This is a genomic window from Bradyrhizobium sp. URHC0002 (assembly GCF_054059515.1).
In genome coordinates, this window is record NZ_JBSSCF010000001.1 from 5,733,765 (window position 1) to 5,752,822 (window position 19,058).

General features: G+C 61.8%; 21 protein-coding genes. 12 read left to right on the forward strand and 9 right to left on the reverse strand.

From position 1 onward, the window contains the following. The first annotated feature begins 208 nt into the window (after positions 1–208). Positions 209–1,036, forward strand: coding sequence for a universal stress protein (locus ACVWVY_RS28025; protein ID WP_456632323.1), 828 nt, complete (start codon positions 209–211; stop codon positions 1,034–1,036). 28 nt (positions 1,037–1,064) lie between these two features. Continuing rightward, positions 1,065–1,490: a CBS domain-containing protein gene (locus tag ACVWVY_RS28030; RefSeq protein ID WP_456629406.1), complete on the forward strand. Its 426-nt coding sequence runs from the start codon at positions 1,065–1,067 to the stop codon at positions 1,488–1,490. A 42-nt stretch (positions 1,491–1,532) separates the two neighbouring features. Here ACVWVY_RS28030 and ACVWVY_RS28035 read toward each other — a convergent pair whose 3' ends face one another. Next, on the reverse strand, positions 1,533–2,261 hold the full coding sequence (locus tag ACVWVY_RS28035; RefSeq protein WP_456629407.1) for a CBS domain-containing protein: 729 nt from the start codon (positions 2,259–2,261) through the stop codon (positions 1,533–1,535). Between the two features lie 72 nt (positions 2,262–2,333). Beyond that, a complete protein-coding gene (locus ACVWVY_RS28040) occupies positions 2,334–2,804 on the reverse strand; it encodes an Hsp20/alpha crystallin family protein (protein WP_456629408.1) in 471 nt (156 codons plus the stop codon). A 134-nt stretch (positions 2,805–2,938) separates the two neighbouring features. On the opposite strand from ACVWVY_RS28040, the gene ACVWVY_RS28045 reads away from it, so the two are divergent. The 5 genes from ACVWVY_RS28045 to ACVWVY_RS28065 all read left to right on the forward strand — a co-directional run bounded on the left by ACVWVY_RS28045 (position 2,939) and on the right by ACVWVY_RS28065 (position 9,008). Then, a complete protein-coding gene (locus tag ACVWVY_RS28045) occupies positions 2,939–3,922 on the forward strand; it encodes a zinc-dependent alcohol dehydrogenase family protein (protein ID WP_456629409.1) in 984 nt (327 codons plus the stop codon). After that, on the forward strand, positions 3,919–5,493 hold the full coding sequence (locus ACVWVY_RS28050; RefSeq protein WP_456629410.1) for a bifunctional aminoglycoside phosphotransferase/ATP-binding protein: 1,575 nt from the start codon (positions 3,919–3,921) through the stop codon (positions 5,491–5,493). The genes ACVWVY_RS28045 and ACVWVY_RS28050 overlap by 4 nt, the downstream gene beginning before the upstream one ends. Before the next feature lie 285 nt (positions 5,494–5,778). Beyond that, the gene (locus tag ACVWVY_RS28055; RefSeq protein ID WP_456629411.1) at positions 5,779–6,612 is read left to right on the forward strand and encodes a universal stress protein; all 834 of its coding nucleotides are present in this window, start codon (positions 5,779–5,781) and stop codon (positions 6,610–6,612) included. A 158-nt stretch (positions 6,613–6,770) separates the two neighbouring features. Next, positions 6,771–7,133 (forward strand): hypothetical protein, encoded by a 363-nt coding sequence (locus ACVWVY_RS28060; RefSeq protein WP_456629412.1) that lies wholly within the window; start codon positions 6,771–6,773, stop codon positions 7,131–7,133. Between the two features lie 18 nt (positions 7,134–7,151). Continuing rightward, positions 7,152–9,008 carry a PHA/PHB synthase family protein gene (locus ACVWVY_RS28065; protein ID WP_456629413.1) on the forward strand — a complete coding sequence of 619 codons (1,857 nt, stop codon included), beginning with the start codon at positions 7,152–7,154 and terminating at the stop codon, positions 9,006–9,008. Between the two features lie 22 nt (positions 9,009–9,030). Here the strand turns inward: ACVWVY_RS28065 and ACVWVY_RS28070 are convergent, their stop codons facing one another. The 6 genes from ACVWVY_RS28070 to ACVWVY_RS28095 form a co-directional block, all read right to left on the reverse strand. After that, positions 9,031–9,237 carry a YgaP family membrane protein gene (locus ACVWVY_RS28070; protein WP_456629414.1) on the reverse strand — a complete coding sequence of 69 codons (207 nt, stop codon included), beginning with the start codon at positions 9,235–9,237 and terminating at the stop codon, positions 9,031–9,033. Positions 9,238–9,490: 253 nt separating this feature from the next. After that, positions 9,491–10,330, reverse strand: coding sequence for a universal stress protein (locus ACVWVY_RS28075; protein ID WP_456629415.1), 840 nt, complete (start codon positions 10,328–10,330; stop codon positions 9,491–9,493). Positions 10,331–10,413: 83 nt separating this feature from the next. Next, positions 10,414–12,969: a cation-translocating P-type ATPase gene (locus tag ACVWVY_RS28080; protein ID WP_456629416.1), complete on the reverse strand. Its 2,556-nt coding sequence runs from the start codon at positions 12,967–12,969 to the stop codon at positions 10,414–10,416. A 148-nt stretch (positions 12,970–13,117) separates the two neighbouring features. Then, positions 13,118–13,543 (reverse strand): hypothetical protein, encoded by a 426-nt coding sequence (locus ACVWVY_RS28085; protein WP_456629417.1) that lies wholly within the window; start codon positions 13,541–13,543, stop codon positions 13,118–13,120. 57 nt (positions 13,544–13,600) lie between these two features. Continuing rightward, on the reverse strand, positions 13,601–14,086 hold the full coding sequence (locus ACVWVY_RS28090) for a phage holin family protein (protein WP_456629418.1): 486 nt from the start codon (positions 14,084–14,086) through the stop codon (positions 13,601–13,603). A 1-nt stretch (position 14,087) separates the two neighbouring features. Further along, the gene (locus tag ACVWVY_RS28095) at positions 14,088–14,363 is read right to left on the reverse strand and encodes a hypothetical protein (RefSeq protein WP_456629419.1); all 276 of its coding nucleotides are present in this window, start codon (positions 14,361–14,363) and stop codon (positions 14,088–14,090) included. 167 nt (positions 14,364–14,530) lie between these two features. On the opposite strand from ACVWVY_RS28095, the gene ACVWVY_RS28100 reads away from it, so the two are divergent. The 3 genes from ACVWVY_RS28100 to ACVWVY_RS28110 are packed head-to-tail and all read left to right on the forward strand — an operon-like array spanning position 14,531 to position 17,550. Beyond that, positions 14,531–15,667, forward strand: coding sequence for an ABC transporter permease (locus ACVWVY_RS28100; protein WP_456629420.1), 1,137 nt, complete (start codon positions 14,531–14,533; stop codon positions 15,665–15,667). Positions 15,668–15,669: 2 nt separating this feature from the next. Next, positions 15,670–16,443 (forward strand): ABC transporter ATP-binding protein, encoded by a 774-nt coding sequence (locus tag ACVWVY_RS28105; RefSeq protein ID WP_456629421.1) that lies wholly within the window; start codon positions 15,670–15,672, stop codon positions 16,441–16,443. Between the two features lie 3 nt (positions 16,444–16,446). Next, positions 16,447–17,550 carry an ABC-type transport auxiliary lipoprotein family protein gene (locus ACVWVY_RS28110; RefSeq protein ID WP_456629422.1) on the forward strand — a complete coding sequence of 368 codons (1,104 nt, stop codon included), beginning with the start codon at positions 16,447–16,449 and terminating at the stop codon, positions 17,548–17,550. Between the two features lie 16 nt (positions 17,551–17,566). Here ACVWVY_RS28110 and ACVWVY_RS28115 read toward each other — a convergent pair whose 3' ends face one another. Next, on the reverse strand, positions 17,567–17,866 hold the full coding sequence (locus ACVWVY_RS28115; protein WP_456629423.1) for a c-type cytochrome: 300 nt from the start codon (positions 17,864–17,866) through the stop codon (positions 17,567–17,569). 208 nt (positions 17,867–18,074) lie between these two features. On the opposite strand from ACVWVY_RS28115, the gene ACVWVY_RS28120 reads away from it, so the two are divergent. Together ACVWVY_RS28120 and ACVWVY_RS28125 are read left to right on the forward strand one after the other, a co-directional pair. Next, positions 18,075–18,794 carry a Crp/Fnr family transcriptional regulator gene (locus ACVWVY_RS28120; protein ID WP_456629424.1) on the forward strand — a complete coding sequence of 240 codons (720 nt, stop codon included), beginning with the start codon at positions 18,075–18,077 and terminating at the stop codon, positions 18,792–18,794. 92 nt (positions 18,795–18,886) lie between these two features. Further along, complete coding sequence (locus ACVWVY_RS28125) at positions 18,887–19,027, forward strand: hypothetical protein (protein ID WP_456629425.1); 141 nt, start codon at positions 18,887–18,889, stop codon at positions 19,025–19,027. The last annotated feature ends 31 nt before the right edge of the window (positions 19,028–19,058 follow it).

A 19,058-nucleotide genomic window follows, 5' to 3' on the forward strand; every position in this document is an offset into this window, starting at 1 on the left:
CGCGGCAAAATTATTACTAGCACCTACCTCATTGAAATAGAAAGAAATTTTCGCGAACTTCGCAGGGTGGCACGCGTTGCCGATGAAGCGTCTGAGAGACCTGAAGGTTCTTGATCTAGGTCAGTTTCGATCCGCCGGCGGGCCTCTAGGATGCAGCTTCGTGGACGGAAGCTCATACGGCATTTCGTCCCAAGGCGTGGAGCAGGTTATGGACTACAAAACCATCATGGTCGGTTTGGCGCTGGATCGGCCCAACGATGCCTGCCTCCGGGTAGCCGGAGATATCGCCGAACGATTCGGGGCGCGGATCATCGGCGTTGCGGCATCGGATCTCAGGCCGCCGATGTACTTCGCAGACGGCGATTTTGCGCAGAAACTGCTCGATGAGGAGATGGCCGCCCTCCAGAAGCGACTATTGGAACTCGAGGCGGAATTCCGGGATTCGGTCGGGACACGCGCACCATCGGTTGAGTGGCGTTCCGCCCGGGCGTTGCCCGTGCCCTACATGCTTCGGCAGGCGAGGGCGGCTGATATCATCGTGGTGGGCACACGCTCCGAGACCATGGTCGATCCCACCGCGGCTGCGGATCCAAGCGATCTGGTGATGCAGGCCGGCCGTCCGCTCATAGTCGTGCCACCAGCCGTGCAGTGGCTCGATTTGAGAAGCGTTCTGGTCGCGTGGAAGGATGTTCGGGAAGCCCGCCGTGCAGTGTTCGATGCGCTGCCGATCCTGGCTGCGGCAAAGGAAGTCACGATCGCCGAAATTCCCGAGCAAGGAGGCGATCGGGCCGATGCGGTATCGCACGTCGCCGACGTGGCCGCGTGGCTGCGCAGCCACGGAATCGCGGCCAACACCGTCGTTCCCGAAAAGGCTTATGGCGTTACCGACCAACTCGAGACGATCGCCGCCAACGTCGGGGCCGGTGCAGTGATCGCCGGCGCCTACGGCCACTCGCGCTTCCGCGAATGGGTACTCAGCGGCGTTACGCGCCACCTCGCAACTGAATCGCGCCGCTGCGCGTTTCTGTCGCGCTAGGAAAAATTGACCATGACGGGGAACTGCCGTGCATAGATTTCTCGAAGCTACCGCCGGGCAATACATGACGCGCACGGTTAAGACCGTCGCGCGCGAGACCACCATGCGCGAATTGCAGCGAATGTTCGACGCGGACGATTTCAACTGTTACCCGGTCCGCGATGGCGACGACGTCGTCGGCATCGTGAGTCAGTTCGACTTTCTGAAGTGCTTTGCGTTCAATCCCGGCCGCATGGTTCCAGCCTATGACGACCTGTTGTCCCGGATGGTCGCCAATGTCATGACGGCGGAATTCATCTATGTCGACCCGGTGACGAAGCTGACGCGCGTACTGCAACTGATGGTGGACCATCGGATGAAGAGCATCCCCGTACTGGCTGCCGAACAGCGGCTCGCGGGGATCATTGCGCGGAGAGATATCATGCGCGCGCTGGCCGACAGTGCGCGCGGATAAGCTGGCGCTGTGCAGTCGCGGACCGCGACTGCTCCCTGGCGCCTAACCGGTCTTCGCCATCTCGACGTCTTCGGGCGACTCCAGGTACATCCCGGACATGGTGTCGACCCAGCACAGATGGTCGTGAACCTTCTTCACGCCTGCGACGTTCTCCGCGGCCACCATTGCAGCCTTGCGCGAACGCTCCTGGGTAATCACGCCGCTGAGGTGGACAATGCCGTCGCGCACCATGACGTTGAGCGCGAACGGACTCCAGTCGTTCTTCTCAATCGCGGCGATGACGCGGCTGCGAATGTGATCGTCATCGGCCGTTGGATCGGGAATTTCGCGGGCGAGGCCAGCAACCGCCTGCAACAAATTGGTACGGGACACGATGCCGACGATCTTGTCGCAGCGCATCACCGGCAGGCGCTTGATGCCGTTGGTCTCCATCGAGGCCACAACTTCCTCGAGCGTTGCGTTCTCGGTGATGGTGAGTGGATCCCTGGTCATGACATCCGAGACCGTGCGGCCGTGTTCCTGAACGTAATCGGTCGCGGTCGCGCCGGCGCCAAGCAGGAATTTGAGCCAGCGGCCACGCTTGCGCTGCGTGCCGATTTCGCTGCGGCGAATGAAATCGCCCTCCGAAACGATGCCGACCAGCTTGCCGGCCGCATCGACCACCGGAAGTCCGCTGACGTGCCACCGCAGCATGGTATTGGCCGCTTCGAGGATCGGGGCGTCCGGCGTGACGGTAATGACACCGCGGGTCATGATCTGATGGGCGCGCATGACGATCTCCTTGTTTCATGCCCTCGGATCTGGCGGAACGCCGCCGATTGCACGGCGCTCCGCCGACTCCAGTCAGGCGGCTGACTTAATCTCGATCTGCTTGGCCTGCTTCGGCGCTGGCTTCGGCACGGTCACCTTCAGCACGCCGTTAGCTATTTCGGCCGAGATATCCTCGACCTTCACGCCTGAGGGAAGTTCGACCGAGCGCGAGAACGAGCCATAGCTGCGTTCGACAAGGTGATAATCTTTGTTCTTCTCCTCGCGCACATTCTTCTTCTCGCCACGGATGGTGAGGAGATTGTCGGCTACGTTAAGCTCGATATCCTTCTTCTCCAGTCCCGGGAGTTCGGCGGTAATCTCGATCACCTTGTCGGTCTCGCTGATATCCATGCTGGGCATCGTCGTTGTGGCGAAGCCGGGAATATTGCGCGTGACGCCCTCGAACAGCCGGTCGATCTCCTGCTGCAGAAGGGAAAATGGGTTGGTTTCGCGGCGGATAATGGCACGCTGGGTTCCAACCGGGATCACGGATTTCGTATTCATGTGTGCCTCCTGGTTAAAGCCGTACTGGCAACTGCATGCTAGAAGAGCGTGAGCCGTGCCTGTTTGATGAGGATCAAACTCCGGCAACGTTGTCCCCGATAGGCTAGAGACGGTAGCGCGAGGCAAGAAAGAAGATGCACGCCATGGTCCTGGCAGCGCCCGGCGCGGCGCTCCGGTTTGAACCGCGGGAGGATCCGGCGCCCGGGCCCGGAGATGTGCGCGTCAAGGTCAGCGCCTGCGGCGTATGCCGGACCGATCTGCACGTCGTCGACGGAGAATTGCCTGATATTGCCTATCCGGTCGTTCCCGGTCATGAGGTGGTCGGCCGGGTAGATGCGCTTGGCGCCGGCGTGACGTCTCTGAGTATCGGCGAACGGGTCGGCGTTCCCTGGCTCGGTTACACCTGCGGCGAATGTTCCTACTGCTGGAGCGGCCGGGAGAACTTGTGCGACCGTCCACGCTTCACCGGCTACACGCGCGACGGCGGCTTTGCCACGCATCTCGTCGCAGACGCCCGCTATTGCTTTCCGCTCGGCGAAGCCGGGGACGACGTCGCGATTGCACCTCTGCTTTGTGCAGGATTGATCGGCTGGCGCTCGCTGGTCATGGCGGGGGCCGGAACGCATCTCGGCATCTTTGGCTTCGGCGCAGCCGGGCATATCATTGCGCAGGTGGCCCGCTGGCAGGGGCGTTCGGTCTTTGCGTTCACGCGTCAGGGCGACGTCGAGGCCCAGCGCCTTGCGAAATCGCTTGGGGCCGATTGGGTCGGAGCGTCGGAAGACCTGCCTCCGGTGCAACTCGACGCCGCGATTATCTATGCGCCGGTCGGTGCTCTCGTTCCGCTGGCGTTGCGCGCCGTGCGGAAGGGCGGGCGAGTGGTCTGCGCCGGTATTCATATGTCGGATATTCCATCGTTCCCTTACCACATCCTCTGGGAGGAGCGGCAGCTGCTTTCGGTCGCCAACCTCACGCGTAGTGACGGAACGGAGTTTTTCAAGGTCGCCGCGCAGGCCGGCATCAGGACGCATACGAGCGCGTTTCCGTTGCGGGAGGCGAATGAAGTCCTGTCGAAGTTGCGCGCCGGGCAGATCACCGGCGCTGCCGTGCTGCAACCATGACCGAACAGCCGCCAATCGATAGAACCGTAGCGGCCGAGGTTGATCAACAGCGCGTGCTCGATTTTCTCGATGGCTCCAGCTTCGGTGCGGCAAAGGGCGGCAAGCGCATCGACACCCATGCCTCCATGGTCTTTCTCGGCGGCGACCGGGCATTGAAGATCAAGCGCGCCGTTCGGCTGCCTTTCCTCGATTATTCGACGCTGGAGAAGCGCAAGCGAGCCTGCGAGGAGGAACTGACGGTCAACGCCGGCAATGCGCCAGAGCTGTACCGCCGCGTTGTTGCCATCACGCGCAATTCCGATGGGGCCTTCGAAATCGGTGGAGCGGGCGCCCCGGTCGAATGGGCGGTCGAAATGATGCGGTTCGATGAGGAGCAATCGCTCGACCGTGTCGCTGCCTCCAGGATAGTCGAACCATCCCTCGCGATCGCCATTGCCGATGCGATCCTACGATCCCATGAAAATGCGCCGCGCGCCGGCGGTGCATCTTGGCTCGGTTCGATTCCAACCCTCATCGACCGCAACACCGCAAAATTTCGTACCGTGCGCGAATTTGACGCCGCCGCCATTGATCAACTCGATGCCGCCAGCCGCGACTGTTTGACGAAACTTCAGCCCCTGCTCACCCAGCGCGCAGCGCAAGGGTTCGTGCGGCGGTGTCACGGCGATCTGCATCTCGCCAACATCGCGCTGGTGGACGGCAGGCCGCTGCTGTTCGATGCCATCGAATTCGATCCCGTAATCGCGACCACAGACATTCTCTACGATATGGCGTTTACGCTGATGGACCTGATCCATTTCAATCAGGGTGCGGCGGCAAACGCGGTGTTCAATCGCTACCTTGCGGAGGCAGGGGTTGAAGATATCGATGGCCTCCGCCTGTTGCCGCTATTCTTGTCGATGCGGGCAGCGATTCGCGCTCATGTGCTGTTCATGAAGAGCGAGCATGCCGAGGATGGCGAAGCGGTTTGGCAAGAGGCCAGACGCTATTTCGATCTGGCCGGACGCCTCATCATGCCGAAGCCGCCGATGTTGGTTGCGATCGGCGGCCTCTCGGGGACTGGAAAGTCGGTTCTCGCGCGCGGGCTTGCAGGCCTAATCGAGCCGCCGCCCGGCGCCGTCATTGTCCGCTCGGATGTCGTTCGCAAGCACCTTTTTGGCGTCAGCGAAACGACCGCGTTGCCGGAGGCGGCGTATCAGGCGGATACCACGGAACAGGTGTATGACATGCTTTCGAATATCGCACAGCGTTTGCTCGCCCAGGGCTGCTCGGTCGTGCTCGATGCTGCGTTCCTGCAGGAATCGGAGCGGGCAGAGCCCGCCCCCCTGGCCCGTAAGCACGGCGCGTGTTTCGTCGGCCTGTTCCTGACTGCGGATCGGGCGACACGGCTGGCGCGGGTCGAGCAGCGCAAGAGCGATGCATCCGATGCAACCCGGGATGTCGTTTTGATGCAAGAGACCTTCGCGATCGGCGCCGTTGATTGGCACATGGTCGATGCCTCGGGTACACCGGACCAGTCGTTGCGCAGCGCGCGAGTTTTGTTGCTTGAACCGGCGCCGGGCGAGGGCTGACGATGGCAAGCAGCCCAACCAAGGCGTCCAGCCGGCGCAGGAAGGGGAGGGCGAACGAGCACGAAACATCCACCGGACTATGGCTGGCGAACGGAAAAGTTGAAGGTTGCCGCAGGCGTATCACGGCTTCAGGCAGGCCGTAGCACGTTGACGTCGCCCTTCGCGGGCGCTGCCGGACGACAATCCGGAGTTTGATGTGCATCAACTTCGACCGCGCAATCGTCGGTTACGCTGCAAGCAGACACCAAGGGCCGAGCGTCCTCGCAAATGTTTGGGAGAACGGCGATGTTCAGGAACATTCTGGTTCATATTCCCTCGGAGCGTCCGGTCAGGCCCGTGATTGAGGTCGCCATCGCACTGGCGATGGCGCGCCGGTCGCATCTCGATGCTGTGGCCATCGGCTATGAATCGATGGGCGGCGTCGGAATGTTGGTGGGGAGCGGTGGATCCGCCGTTGCTGCCGTAGTGGAGGCCGAACAGGAGCGTGCCCAGGAAAGGGCCGACGCGGCGATTTCCGTGTTCGAGGTCGAGGCCAAGCTGGCCGAAATTGCCTACGGCGTCCGGAGCTTAACGGCGATCCCAGCCGAAGGCGGAGAAACCATCGGAACGCTTGCGAGGCTTTACGATATGACAATCGTGCTCCAGCCCGACTCGTCGAAATCCAGCTACGACAATGATATTTCGCGGGAGATTTTGTTCAATTCCGGCGGACCGATGTTGATGGTTCCCTACATCCACAAGGGACCGCTCGACACTCACCACGTGGGCATCGCCTGGAACGGCAGCCGTGTCGCCGCTCGTGCGTTGCGCGATGCGATGCCGTTTCTGATAGGCGCGAAGGCCGTGACCGTGATTGCGGTTAACGAGGAGGCGGGCGAGGCATCCTCGGACCAACTCGTTGCCCATCTGGCCCGGCGTGGCATCGCAGCGAGGGTCCAACGGCTCGCCACGGAACGCGGCGATGTTCAAGCAGCCATTCTGTCGATCGCGGCCGAAAGCAATATCGGCCTCCTGGTGATGGGTGGATATGGTCATTCGCGATTGCAGGAGCGCATTCTCGGCGGCGTCACCCGGGGCATGTTCAACTCGATGACGGTTCCTGTGCTGATGTCGCACTGATTAGGGCTGGTAGGAATGCGATCCTCCGTCTCCGTGGGCCCTTGTCTTGCGTCCAATCGCCGGGACGGACGGTCGCAATCCCGGTAGCTTGATGCACCTCAATGTTCAGCCCGATGCTAGTTGTCGGTTCCGTGGAGGCCAGGAGATAGGAGAGTTTCATGGCAGAACTGTCTGAACGGGTCGAATCCGGTCCTTCTCAATCAGCCGCAAATGGAGAGGCGGAAGCCTCCCGACTGAACCAGAGTGCACTGGAGTTCTCGTTCGGCGCCCAAAGGATGATGTTTGAGGAGTTCATTTTCTTCACCGACGAGATGCTGGAGCGAACCCGCACCGAAATGCATCTTTTGACGGAGTTCGCGGCAAAGATGGCGGGCGCGCATTCCGTCAAGGACGTCAAGACGATGTGTCAGGAATGCGGGCAGCATCAGCTCGACTTCCTTCGCCGCGACTCCGAACGGTTGTTCAGGCATGGCGAACGGATGATCGCTACCACTTCGAACTTAATCAGCGGTCGTCGCTGAACTGATCGGCCAAAAAGCATGCAGCCGAAATCAACACAGCCAACGGCGGAAGTGACCGTCTTGCCGCTTCGTGCCCGTGCAGCGGACCAGGGCGGCGACCGGCCGTCCGCCGTGCCGATCGAACAGCGAGTTGCTCCGGTAACGCAAGGATCGGACGGCGAGACATATCAGGCCGATCGTGCGCTTCATGCGATGCTGGCGCGCCTGACCGGGGGCATTTCGCCGGCGGCGCTGCTCCTGGCCTGTACCGACTGGCTTTCGCATCTGGCTTCGTCGCCGCAGCGGCAGATGGAGATCTCGCAGGAAGTCCTGGTGGACGCAAAGCGGTTTTTCGAAGCCGCGCAGAACTTCTTCGCGCCTGGGCAGGGGCCGTGGTCGCTGATCAAGCCCCAAGTGCAGGACAGGCGCTTCGATCGGCCGGAATGGGAACAGCCGCCGTTCAATCTGATGGCGCAAGCATTTTTGCTGGGCCAGCAATGGTGGCACAATGCGACGACAGGCGGGCGAGGCGTTGCGAAGCAGAACGAAGCCATCGTCGAGTTCTTGGTGCGGCAGATGCTCGACGTGCTGTCACCTTCAAATTTTGCCGCGACCAATCCGGAGGTGTTGCGGAAATCCTTCCAGAGCGGCGGAGCAAATTTCGTGCGTGGCTGGCAAAATTTCTGCAACGACTGGGTCCGCGTGGCGTCGGCGGGCCTCGGACCCGTCAAGACCGACGAGTTCCTCGTCGGCGAGACCGTCGCGACATCGGCCGGCAAGGTCGTGTTCCGCAATGCGCTGATCGAACTGATCCAGTATTATCCAACCACGGAAACAGTGCGTCCGGAGCCGATCCTGATCGTGCCGGCCTGGATCATGAAGTACTACATTCTCGATTTGTCGCCGCAGAACTCGCTGGTGAAGTATCTCATCGGCCAGGGTTTCACCGTCTTCATGATCTCGTGGCGAAATCCGGAGCCAGCCGATCGTGACATCGCCTTCGACGATTATCGAAAGTTGGGCGTCGAAGCCGCCCTCGATACGATCGGCGGTATCGTTCCTGGCGATCAGGTTCATGGGCTCGGCTATTGCCTCGGCGGGACGCTGCTCTCGATCGCGGCCGCGACCATGGCGCGCGACGGCGACAAGCGCTTGAAGTCGATCAGCTTGCTTGCCGCGCAAACGGATTTCACAGAGGCCGGTGAGCTGACGCTGTTCATCAATGAAAGCCAGGTCGCGTTCCTCGAGGATATGATGTGGGAGCGCGGCGTGCTCGACACCACACAGATGGCGGGCGCATTCCAGCTTCTGCGCTCCAATGATCTGATTTGGTCGCGTCTGACCCGCGACTATCTGCTAGGAGAGCGGGCGGTGCCGAGCGACCTGATGGCCTGGAATGCGGATGCTACCCGCCTGCCATACCGGATGCATTCGGAGTATCTGCGCAAGCTGTTTCTCAACAACGACCTTGCCGGGGGCCGATACCTTGTCGAGGGCAAGCCGATCTCGCTGTCGGATATTCACATGCCGATGTTCGTGGTTGGGACGCTTCGCGATCACGTCGCGCCCTGGAAGTCCGTCTACAAGATCCACTATCAGGTTGATGCCGACGTGAGCTTCCTGCTCACTAGCGGCGGCCATAATGCGGGAATCGTGGCGCCTCCGGGTGAGCAGGGCCACACCTATCGGATCAAGACCAAGGCAGCCGATGCCACGTATACCGGCCCGGACGAATGGCTGAAGACGGTGCCTTTGGTCGAGGGCTCGTGGTGGCCGGAATGGACGGCGTGGCTGGCGGCGCGATCCGGCGAGGCATCCGGACCGCCGCGCATGGGCGTGGAGGCCGCCGAGGAGAAGAGCCTGCCCGATGCGCCCGGCGATTATGTTCGTCGCTGATCCGCCGTAAAAAATCCGGTGATTATTGGCGGACCGGGCAGCTCGAAATGCCCAAAGCGGTATAAAGCGGGCAGCTCTTGAAGAACGCCGTCGCGAGCGGCACCACGCCAAAAAACCCAGCCCAGTGCCAACCCTGAATGGCGAGGCCATCCTGGAACGCATAGGCGATTAGCGCAAACCCCAGCACGATCCGCACATACTGATCAACCGTTCCCATGTTTATCGGCATGGCACTGTCTCCCTCAGCTGAACCTTGGTGAATGAACCGCGGCGAGCGTGTCATGCGATCCCGGTGCAGGCTTTGATCTGTCTCAACGATGGGTTGGCAATCAAAGGCAAGCAAGGCGAGGTCGGATTCGTCATCGGGCCGAGCCCTTGCCGGATTAGCCGATGAAGGAATTTTTAGTCGTTCTCCAAGGCCGCCTCAGCTCCCGGATAATGACGCCGCGCGGTCGTCGTCCGCGGCGTCCTATAATCGGCCGTCAATGCGAGAACATGATCGGCAGCGGCGGCTTCGACAGCAGACTCTTGGTGGCGCCACCCAGGATGAACTCGCGCCATCGCGCGTGCCCATAGGCGCCCATCGCGAGGACGTCGACTTGGTGCGAAGCAGCGTAGGCTTCAAGAACCTCGCCAATCCCTCGGCTCTTTGCATCGACCTTGTCCAGCACCACGTCGATGCCGTGGCGCGCCAGGTTCTTTGCCAGTTCTTCGGCGGAATGTTTGGTATCCAGCTTCTTCTCGTTGGTGACGGTGACAATGCGCACCTTCTTGGCCTTTTCCAGCAGCGGAAGCGCATCTGAAACAGCACGGGCGGCCGCGCGACTGAAGTCCCAGGCGATCGCAACAGTCCGCAGTTCGAACGGACGCGGGCGGGGGCTCTCGGGTAGAACGAGCGTCGGCCGGCCCGATCCGAATATCACCGATTCAGCGTACCATTGGTCGTAGCTCTCCGGCACGGGCACGATGGTGAGGTCGCGTAGCCTCGCATAATCGACCAGCAGGTCCGGCACGGCGAAGGTCGGGCATTTTTCGAGATAGGTTTCGTGCAGAATACCGGCCTTGTCTGCGGCGACCTCGAATGCGGCGAGCATTTCCTTGGAACTCTTCCGGCTCTTTTCGGCTTCACCCGCGATGATGCCTGGGATATTGGCGATCGATCCGGAAAGGAAACGCCCGGGTATTTCGACGTGCACCTCGCAGGCAACGGCGGCAAGGTGAGCGCCGAGGGCGGCGGCGATCGAGATCGCATCTTCCGCTACCGAGACCGGGGTCGGATCGGGATAACTCGTCAGTGTCAGCAAAATGTCCTTGAATGCCATCAGACTCTCCTTTTCCGAGACGCAATCTAGCGTCCCGTTGGCATGCGCGTTTGATCCATCGCAAGGGGCAGGATTTGCCGGCTCTAGGATTGCAGGCGCGGGCGCAACATCGGCTTCAGGAGTTCGAGCGTGATCAGCGCGATGACTCCCGCGCCGAGCGTCAGGGCGAGGTCGTCGGCGTGCAGAGGTCCGAAGGCGAAGAGCTTGCTTGCAAACGGCCAAAGCAGGCTGAGGGCCAGGATGGCGGCAACGGCGGCGAGCACCGCGGCCAAGGTCCGGTTTGGACGCCGCAGGGCTGTCAGCAGTGACGCACTAAAGGAGCGGTTGACCAGGATGAGGCTGACGATCACCACGACGAGCGAGAAGAATGCCAGCGCTCGCACTTCCGGCACTGGCATGCCCGACTGGAGCGCCAGGAGGTAAATGGCCGCGACCACTGCAAAAGCCAGTACCCCCTGCAGCAGGCTCCAGACGATCAGCGCCCGGGTGAACAGCGGTTCGTCGGGAGCGCGCGGCGGCCGGCGCATCACATCGTCCTCCTCAGTTTCGGCCTCGAATACCAGCGAGCAGACGGGATCGATGACCATTTCGAGAAAGGCAATATGGATCGGCCCGAACAGCAGGGGGAGACCGAACAGCAGTGGCAGCAACGCCAGTCCCGCAACGGGTACGTGAACGGCGAAGATGAAACTCATGGCCTTGCGCAAATTGTCATAGATGCGGCGGCCCAGACGGATCGCCTTGACGATCGAGCCAAAATCGTCGTCGAGCAGCACGATGGCCGAGGCTTCGCGCGCGACATCCGTTCCTCGACCGCCCATCGCGATGCCGATATGGGCCGCCTTCAGCGAAGGCGCATCGTTGACGCCATCGCCGGTCATCGCAACGATCTCGCCATTGCCTTTGTAAGCGTTGACGATACGGAGCTTCTGCTCGGGCATGATCCGCGCGAAGACAGTCGCCGTTTCCACCCGTCCGGCCAATTCCGCCTCGCTTAACTTCTCCAGTTGTTCGCCAGTAATGAGCTCGCCGCGTTCGAGGCCGGCCTGATGCGCGATCGCTTTTGCGGTCGCCGGATAGTCGCCGGTGATCATGACAGCTTTTATTCCGGCCGACCGGCATTCGCGGACAGCCTCGACGACGCTGGCACGCAGCGGATCGGCGAGGCCGACAAGCCCAAGGAGCTCGAAGGTTAATTCGCGCGGCGAAGCCGGCCAATCCGGCCCGGCATGCGTGGCGCGTGCGACACCCAATATGCGCAAGCCGGCGGAGGCCATCGCATCGATGGATTGTGTCAGCGCCGCGCGCTCAGAGGCGCCAAGCCGGCAAAGGCCCGCGATCGCTTCGGGAGCACCCTTGGTGGCGACGACGTATTCCTGCCGATTTCCGTCCGGTTGCCAGATATGGGTTACAGCGAGTAGGTCCGGCCGAAGTCCATAGGCATGCACCAGCTTCCAATGCGGGTGCCGATACGAGTTTTCGGTCAGCCGCTCGTGCGCAAGGGTATGAAATGCTCGCTCCATCGGGTCGAACGGCTCCGGGGCGCTCGCCAGCAGGCCGACCTCGCTAAGATCACGTAACTGCGCCGGCATTCCCGTTGCGTCATGCGGGCGAAATACGTTCTCGCCCTTCCGCAGTTCGACGATCGTCATCCGGTTTTCGGTGAGCGTGCCCGTCTTGTCGGTACACAATACAGTCGCCGATCCCAGCGTCTCGATGGCCGCCGCGCGCCGCGTGAGGACGCGCGCCAGCGAAATCCGCCACGCGCCCATCGCCATGAAGACCGTCAGGACGACCGGAAACTCTTCCGGCAGCAACGACATGCCGAGCGCAATTCCGGCCAACACGGCATCGAGCCAGCCACCGCGCATCGTTCCGTAAAGCAGAACCGCCAGCACGCTCACCGCGCCGCCGAAGACGGCAAACAGCCTGACGACGCGCCGGGTTTGCGCCTGCAGGCGCGGTGGTTCGGTTTTGAGCCCAGCCAGTGATTGGCCGATCTTGCCGATCTCGCTTCGCGGGCCGCTGGCGGTGACTTCCGCCAGTCCCGAGCCTCGCACCACCAGGGAGCCTGAGAACACCAGTGGGAGGTCGTCGCCTCCCGGCCGCTGAGGTCCGGATCCGGCGCGATTGTCCCACGCGACCTTGCGCACGGGTACGGATTCGCCGGTCAAGGTTGATTCGTCGGCTTGCAGATCCTGACACTGCAGGAGCACGGCGTCGGCAGGCACCCGGTCCCCTTCGGAAAGGACGATGATGTCACCCCGCACGACGTCCCGGCCGGCGATCCGCTTGCGCTCGCCGTCGCGAATGACAAGCGCACGTGGGCTCGTGAGGTCGCGCAAAGCCTCCAGAACGCGCTCGGTCCGGGTCTCCTGCACCACTGTGATCACGATCGACATGGTGGCGAAGGCGACCAGGATGATCGCCTCCTTCAGATCGCCGAGCGCCAGGTAAACGATGCCGCCGACCAGAAGCAGCGCCAGCATTGGCTCGCGCAGCACCTCGATCGCTATTCGTATCGGCGTGCGTCGATCGGGTTGGGGAAGCTCGTTGTGCCCTTCGGCCTGCAGCCGCGCCGCGGCATCGGCTTCACTGAGGCCACGGACTTGTTGCTGGGATCTCAGAAAATATGACATGCCTCAGGTTCGATACATGCGCAAAGGTCATCCCGACCAATCTAGAGCCAGGGCATTAGCTCAGTTGAATAAACTCGCATCGTAATCCCTCTCGAGGTTGACCTGGCCGGAGTTTTTGGATCGCGGAAGCGGCCTGTGAGACGTGGTGTTAAAGGTACGACACTGTCGTCACCCGATAGGTGTGCATCTTGCCGCCTTCGTTGACCGAAACATATTCGCCGACCAGGAAACGTTCATCCGCAAAGTGATAGCCGACTTCGTCAGGCAAGTTGGTCTCACCGTCGTCATAGTGGAAGGCCCAGCCGCCGCCTGGCCGGTGGACCAGGTGACCATGTTTGCTCTGCTGGTGCGGGCGCTGGCGCGCGACCCGGCAGGCATCGCGATGCTCGCGCCACAGTCTTGCATCGATGCGGCTCTCGGAGTCGAGCGGCGCCACGATGATATAGGACACCTCGGCATCGCCTTCGGGATGGCCAGGCTCGCGGGCCAGCGCTAGACGGAATTGCCGGAATTGCGCCGGCAGGGAAGCGTTCAAGATCGGCTGCGGCTGGGTCTTGGATCTGGTCTTGGACATTTCGTACGTCTCCTTGGTTATGCTGGCATGAGGTTACTGCCTCCGCCGTTATCAGCGTTACTCTGCCGTGGCCTTCGCCGCAGACGCAGGTGTCGTGGATTTCTTCAGACTCTTGACTATGACCGTGATCAGCGGCACCAGCACAGAGGGCAGCACGCTGTTCAGGGGATGATGCACCATGCCGGTGAATTGCGATTGCAGCCCCCGGGCCTCGGTCTGCAGCGCCTCGACTGCCGATCCATGAATCTCAGTCGCGAGTTCGAGTTCGCGTCCCGCAGGCGGCCTGCCGGCAATGACGAACAGGACGGCCGCGATCATAAAATTGACGAGGCCAAGAATCGCCGCGGCTGAAATCGCGCTCCAGATCTGCACCAGCGCGAAATAGGCCGACAACTCCAGCATCAACAGGCCGAAGGCAGCGATCAGTGCTGCAAACGCCCGCAGTCCAAGCCCGACCAGCATGTGCCGCATCCGGATTTCGGCGATGATACGGTCGGTCCGCCACAGTGCGCGCAGCTGCGTGACGACATTCTCGCTGTTCACGTTAGTGCCTCCTCAACATGAAACCGATGGCGACGCCGAGCGCAAAGGCAGAAGCCAGCGCCGCAATCGGCCGTTCCGCGATCAGTTTCCCGACATGCTCTTCTTCCGCGCTCAGGATCTCGCCGAGTTCGTTCAGGGTGTCCTTGATCTGCTCGACGAGCACCTCGCTGTGGTTCTTGGCGGCATGGAGCATGTCGTCGGCGGACGCAGTCATAAGGCTGGACAGCTCGCTCTTGATCGCGTGCAGCTCGTTACCTAGTTCGCTTGATTTGAACATCGCGCCCGTTCTCGTTGGCTCTATCGACTGAACTCTAGGTGAGGCGACGGCTCCGTCATTTGATTTGGCTCAACCTTCAAGGCGGCTTTGCTGCCTTGAGGCAGGTCAATACGAGGCCAAGCGCGCCGCCCTAGAATCGAGGGCAACGTAACCGTGGGGACATCATCTTGGCGACCGCACCGCTGTTAACGGCCATACCGTCGGGCGACACGCTCGAACTGCGTCCGGGTGGGTCCTGGACAGCGGCCAACGCCGCCGAGCTCGAACGGCTTACCGACAACGTTGCGCCGCAGCTCGATCGGGCCGGCGTCGTCAAGGTCGATATGGCCGGGGTGCGCGAACTCGACACGCTCGGCGCCTGGCTGCTCGAGAGAATGTCGCGGCGGGCGACTTCCTCGGGTCACCACGCCGATATCACAGGCATTGCAGATAATCATGCAGGGCTGATCGAGGAGGTTCACCAGGTCAACCGGCAAAAGCCGGCGCCGGCCGCGGCGCGTAACCCCATCGTGGCGAAACTCGGCGATATCGGCCGGGGCACCATCGGCGCTAGCGAAGACGTGACGGCATTCCTTCAGATGCTGGGGTCGCTGTGCATCGCAATCCTGGGCGTGGTGCGCCGGCCGAGATCGCTGCGGCTGACGTCGTTGACTTACCAGCTCTATCGTGTCGGCTGGCAGGCGATACCGATCGTCGTGCTGATCACCTTTTTGATCGGCGCTATCATCGCCCAGCAGGGCATCTTCCATTTCCGAAAATTCGGCGCGGATTCCTACGTCGTCGACATGGTTGGCATTCTCGTGCTGCGGGAACTCGGCGTGCTGATCGTCGCCATCATGGTCGCGGGACGTTCGGGCAGCGCCTACACTGCAGAGCTCGGCTCGATGAAGATGCGCGAGGAGATCGACGCGCTCTCGACCATGGGGCTGGACCCGATCGAAGTCCTGATGCTGCCGCGGATCCTCGCGCTGATATGCGCGCTGCCGATCCTGAGCTTCATCGGCTCGATGGCGGCGCTCTACGGCGGCTGCCTCGTCGCCTGGTTCTATGGCGGCATGGGGCCGGCGATCTTCATCGCGCGGCTGCATGAGGCCGTCTCCGTCACCCATTTCGAAGTCGGCATCATCAAGGCGCCGTTCATGGCGCTGGTGATCGGCATCGTCGCCTGCAGCGAGGGCCTGCGCGTGAAGGGCAGCGCGGAGTCGCTCGGCAAGCAGACCACCACCTCGGTGGTCAAGTCGATCTTCCTGGTGATCGTGCTCGACGGGTTGTTTGCCGTGTTCTTTGCATCGATCGGAATGTAGCGATGAAGCAGGCTGCCGAGCCGTTTGCCATTCGCGTGCATGATCTCGTGGTCGGCTTCCGCCGCCATGTCGTGATCGATCACCTCGCGCTGGATGTTCGCCGGGGCGAAATCCTCGGTCTGGTCGGTGCTTCCGGCGGTGGCAAGTCGGTGCTGATGCGGACCATCATCGGCCTGATACCGCGGCAGGGTGGCGAGATCGAGGTGATGGGTTCGCCGATCAATCACGACCGCACCACGCGGAGCGCGGCGGGGCGATGGGGTATCCTGTTCCAGCAGGGCGCACTGTTCTCCTCGCTGACGGTGCGGCAGAACATCCAGTTTCCGCTGCGCGAAACTCTTGAATTGTCGGACCGCCTGATGGACGAGATCGCCACCGCCAAGCTCGAAATGGTCGGGCTCAAGCCGGAGGACGGCGACAAGTTTCCTTCCGAATTGTCCGGCGGCATGACGAAGCGCGTGGCTCTTGCGCGCGCGCTCGCACTCGATCCCGCGATCGTGTTTCTCGACGAGCCGACCTCGGGGCTGGATCCGATTTCGGCGGGTGATTTCGATGCCCTGATCAAGACCCTGCATAAGACGCTGGGGTTGACGGTGTTCATGGTCACCCATGATCTCGCCAGCCTCAATACCGTCTGCGACCGCGTCGCGGCGCTTGCCGATGGCAAGATCGTCGCCATCGGACCGATGCATGAGCTGCTTCAATCCGAGCATCCTTGGGTGCGGGCCTATTTTCACGGCAAGCGCTTCCAGATGCTGCAACCCAAAGCGAGTTGAAAAATGGAAACGCGCGCTCCCTTCGTCATTGTCGGCGCCTTCGTGTTGGCGGCCATCGTCGCTGTGTTCGGCTTCGTCTACTGGCTGCAGAACACCGGTGGGCTTGGCCCGCGCACGAGCTACCATGTGCAGTTCGAGGGCTCGGTGCCCGGGCTACTGGTGGGCGCCGCGGTGCTTTTCAACGGCATCCGGGTCGGTGAAGTGACCGGTCTCGGGCTTGCACCCGATAATCCCCGCGGCGTCAATGCGACAATTTCGGTCGCTTCGATGACCCCGGTGCGTGCCGATACCAAGGTCGGCCTTGAGTTTCAGGGCTTGACCGGCGTTCCCGTGATCGCGCTCGAAGGCGGCACGCTGGTCGCAAAGAGCGCCGAGGTGCGGACGCTCGTGGCCGAGCTCGGTGCGGGGCAGGGCATGACGCAGGTTGCCCGTGACGCCCTGCGCAAGGTGGATTCGGTGCTGTCGGAAAATTCAGAGGCGTTGAAAGATACCATCGCCAATTTCAAGGTGTTTTCGGAAGGCCTCGCGCGCAATACCGGCAAGCTCGACGGCATCGTCGCCGGCCTCGAACGCATGACCGGTGCGACCGCTCCGCCGCAGAAGATCACATATGATCTGCGCGCGTTGCAGAATCCGGGACCCGTGGGTAAGGTCGTCAATGTACAATGGGCGATCCCGGAGCCGACGGCAGTAGCGATGCTGGAGACGCAGCGCTTCCTGTTCTCGCCCGCACAGGAATATCCCGGCTTTGCGGAAGCGATGTGGGCCGATGCGCTGCCAAAACTGATCCAAGCGCGGCTGATCGAAAGCTTTGAGAATTACGACATCGCACATGCGCCGCTGCGCACGGCCGATGTCGGTCAGACCGAATTCCAATTGCTGATCGATGTCAGGCGATTTCGCATCGCCATCGAATCCGGGCCGGTAGCCGAAATCGGATTGTCCGCCCGGATCGTCGACAAGGATGGCAAGGTCGTCGCCTCGCGGCTGTTTGAGGAAAGCGAGAAAATCGCGACTCTCGCACCGCCCGAAGCCGTCGCCGCGTTCAGCGAGGCATTCGGCCGGATGGCGAAGAGCGTGATTGCCTGGACGGCCCAGGCGCATTAGGCGCCGCGGGGGCCGTCTACTGGAGGGTCTTCAAATACGCCAGCAGGTCACCAATCTGGTCCGGCTCGAGCTGGAAGGCCGGCATGGTGGGATGGCCGGTGTAGATGCCTTCGGCCAGCGCTTCTCCGATGGTCTCGATGGGGTAGCGCTTGTGCAACGTTCGGAACGGCGGCGCGATCTTGAGCGGGCTTGGTGATACCTTGTCGATCGAATGGCACTTCGCGCAATTGTTGAGCGCGAAGGTCTTGCCGCGCTGCTCTTGAGGCGAAGCCCCTGCTGCCGGCGTCAAGGTGACGAGCGCGAACGCCAGAGGCATTAAAATTCGTACGATCATTGCAGCTCAACTCCGTGGAAGAATGCGGTATCCAGCCCGGAATCGTACAGTGAGGGTTTATTCGTCAGCCAGTTTGATCTGGATCAACCGGCCGGTCACGGATCCGCTAGAATGAACTATATCTCCGGGTCCTTGAGCACCGGTCGTGGCAGGGAGACGGGGACAATCCGACGCTCAAGCGGCAGTGGCCATGATACGAACCATCTCAGTGAATCCAAATCGGGGAAATTTCGGTCGCTGCTCGGCTTGCACCGTCCGATCGCTTAGCATCTGCGGCGCGCTCGACCAGTCCGATCTCGCTGAGTTCGGGCGGATCGCACGCCACGTTCAGCTCGCTCCCAATGAGGCGCTGTTCACGGCGGGCCAGATCGCGCATTCCGTGCACAGTCTGACGGCGGGTGTTGCGCGTCTATACAAGCTGCTGCCGGATGGACGGCGTCAGGTGATTGGCTTTGCGCTGCCCGGGGACTTTCTCGGCATCGCGCCGTCCGATCGCTACAGCTTTTCGGCGGACGCAATCGATTCCGTGACGGTGTGCCGCCTGTCCCGGGAGGCGTTCACGCATTTCATTGAACAGAGGCCGCATTTTCTGATTCGAATTAATGAATTCGCGGCGCGGGAACTGATGCTGGCGCAGGAGCAGATGCTGCTGCTGGGCCGGCGTACTGCGGAAGAAAAGGTCGCGGCCTTCCTCGTTGGCTGGCGAGAACGTCTGGCTCATGTCGGCGATCAGCGGCAAACAATCGCGCTGCCGATGAGCCGGCAGGATATTGCGGATTATCTGGGGCTGACGATCGAAACCGTGAGCCGGACGCTGACCCGGTTCGAGCGCGAAAAGATGCTCATCATCATAGCCGGTGGTGTCCGCATGCTGGATCCGGGCCGGGCCGCAGCCATGGCGGCTGCGTGAAAATTCCAGTGGCGTCGCGATCAATTTGATTCAGGTCAAAGTCGGAAGAAAAGCGCGCTGGCATGCTTCCTCCATCGCAGGAGGTCAGCCGCATGCCGGTCGATTCGTTGATTGCTGCCGACTGCGTCGTCGCCATGTTCGCGGTCTTTGCCGGGGTCTTGTTCTGGAGCGACATGCAGACCCATCCGGAGCAGCTGGCCCAGCAGTCCACCGCAAGGCGCTGGGCCTTCTGACATCGAGCATTCGGCCGGCGTGATGATCTGC